The sequence below is a fragment of the Thermococcus sp. genome, from assembly GCF_027066465.1.
GTDB lineage: Archaea > Methanobacteriota_B > Thermococci > Thermococcales > Thermococcaceae > Thermococcus.
In genome coordinates this window covers 1-1,517 of sequence record NZ_JAMONU010000153.1, presented here as the reverse complement: position 1 = coordinate 1,517, position 1,517 = coordinate 1, and the positions used below count along the sequence as shown (strand labels likewise).

Sequence of the window (1,517 nt, the reverse complement as noted above, 5' to 3'; positions counted from 1 at the left end):
GGCCAGCATCTTCCTCAACCCGGAGGTTGTCGTTCCCATAGACCAAGCCGAGCTTCACCTCGGCACGTGGCAGCGGATTCTCTTCGTGGAACTCGACGGGCCGAGGCACAGAAAGGTGTACGTTATGGTCTGCCCCTGCCCTGAGATGCCAGAGGAGTGATTAGACGTACATCGCCATGTGGGCTATCCTCTCGAGGAGCTCGTTGAAGCCCTCGTAGGTAACCAATGAGAGAGTTAAAGGCTCCTGCTCCAGCCTCTTCTTTATGATTTTCCTGAGTTCCTCCACGCGCTCCCTTGGAACGAGGTCAATCTTGTTGATGACTACTATTATCGGCTTGTCGTAACGCATCTTGAGCATGTGGTGGAGCTTCTCCATGCCCCTGTGAAGGCCGACGGTCGCGTCGACCATGTGGATTATTATGTCCGCCGAGACTATCTCGTTTATGAGCTCTTTGAACTTCTCCTCGCTCAAAACCTTCCCGCGGAGCTCAAGCCTCGGGTCGAAGAGGCCGGCCGTGTCTATGAGCACGAACTCGTCTGCCCCTCCAAAGGGGTTCTTCATGCCCTTGGGTATCTTCAGCTTTCCAAAGTGCCTTCGGATTATCCCCTTTGTGGTTCCCGGCAGCTCCTCGACCTCGCTCACCTTTTTTCCTATGAGTGCGTTCATGAGGGTTGATTTGCCGACGTTCTCGGCACCTATTATCGCAACCTTTATCATGTCATCACCCTTAATTTTCGTGTGTTGTCAGTCTAATAAAGGTGATGAGTATGAGGCGCGTTAAGCTCGGCCACCACTATTACTACGCCGTCACACCTGATGAGCTGGACGGAAAGTTGAGGGGCAAAAACGTTGTCCTCGAAGGCGAAATCGAGGACAAGCCTGTCATCGAGTTCCTGCCGATGGAACTGCCGAGTTGGAGGACGACGTTTAAAATCCACGGGATAAGGGTTGACTTCGCGGGGAGCCCGTGCATAGGAAAGGGCGACACCGTTAAAGTTTACGGTCGCTTTCTTGGGGACGCCATCATCGCTACCGCCATCGAAACCGGGAAAGCAATTTTCACGACGGAGGAGTAGTGATGCTCGACCTCTTAATCGAGCTTGGCAACCTCAAGAGGCTACCAAGGACAGGCTGGCTCCTCAGGGGCGTCCCAAACCCGGAGAGCGTGGCCGAGCACAGCTACCGCGTCGCTTTAATAACGCTCTTCCTCGCGGACGAGCTGAAGGCGAAGGGGGTCGAAATCGACATTGAGAAAGCCTTGAAGATAGCGCTCCTCCACGACGTCGGCGAGGCGAGAATAACTGACATACCGAAGACGGCCCAGTACTACCTCGATAAGGGCAAGGCCGAGAAGAAAGCGGTTATGGAACTGTTGCTCTCCTCCCCAAAGCCGAAGGAGTACTTCAAACTCTGGCGTGAGTATGAAGAGGAGCTGAGCACAGAGGGAAGGCTCGTGAAGTTCGCCGATAGGCTGGAGATGCTGATTCAGGCTTACGAGTACGAGAAGGCCGGCCTC

4 protein-coding genes are annotated in these 1,517 nt (G+C 54.4%); 3 read left to right on the top strand and 1 reads right to left on the bottom strand.

Translation table 11 applies throughout. The features are described 5' to 3' along the window. On the top strand, positions 1 to 160 hold a 160-nt coding region (locus MVK46_RS07350; RefSeq protein ID WP_297535983.1), incomplete at its 5' end, for a YjbQ family protein. On the opposite strand, the gene MVK46_RS07345 is transcribed toward MVK46_RS07350, so the two are convergent. Next, on the bottom strand, positions 161 to 718 hold the full coding sequence (locus MVK46_RS07345; protein ID WP_297535982.1) for an Era-like GTP-binding protein: 558 nt from the start codon (positions 716 to 718) through the stop codon (positions 161 to 163). Between the two features lie 50 nt (positions 719 to 768). On the opposite strand from MVK46_RS07345, the gene MVK46_RS07340 reads away from it, so the two are divergent. Both MVK46_RS07340 and MVK46_RS07335 read left to right on the top strand, forming a co-directional pair. Further along, complete coding sequence (locus MVK46_RS07340) at positions 769 to 1,077, top strand: GTP-binding protein (RefSeq protein WP_297535981.1); 309 nt, start codon at positions 769 to 771, stop codon at positions 1,075 to 1,077. 2 nt (positions 1,078 to 1,079) lie between these two features. Beyond that, a partial coding sequence (locus tag MVK46_RS07335; RefSeq protein ID WP_297535980.1) for an HD family hydrolase occupies positions 1,080 to 1,517 on the top strand: 438 nt, incomplete at its 3' end.

Excerpts from the sequence above, each read along its gene's own strand:
- MVK46_RS07340 (WP_297535981.1), top strand. The coding sequence starts at position 769 with ATGAGGCGCGTTAAGCTCGGCCACCACTATTACTACGCCGTCACACCT.
- MVK46_RS07345 (WP_297535982.1), bottom strand. The coding sequence starts at position 718 with ATGATAAAGGTTGCGATAATAGGTGCCGAGAACGTCGGCAAATCAACC.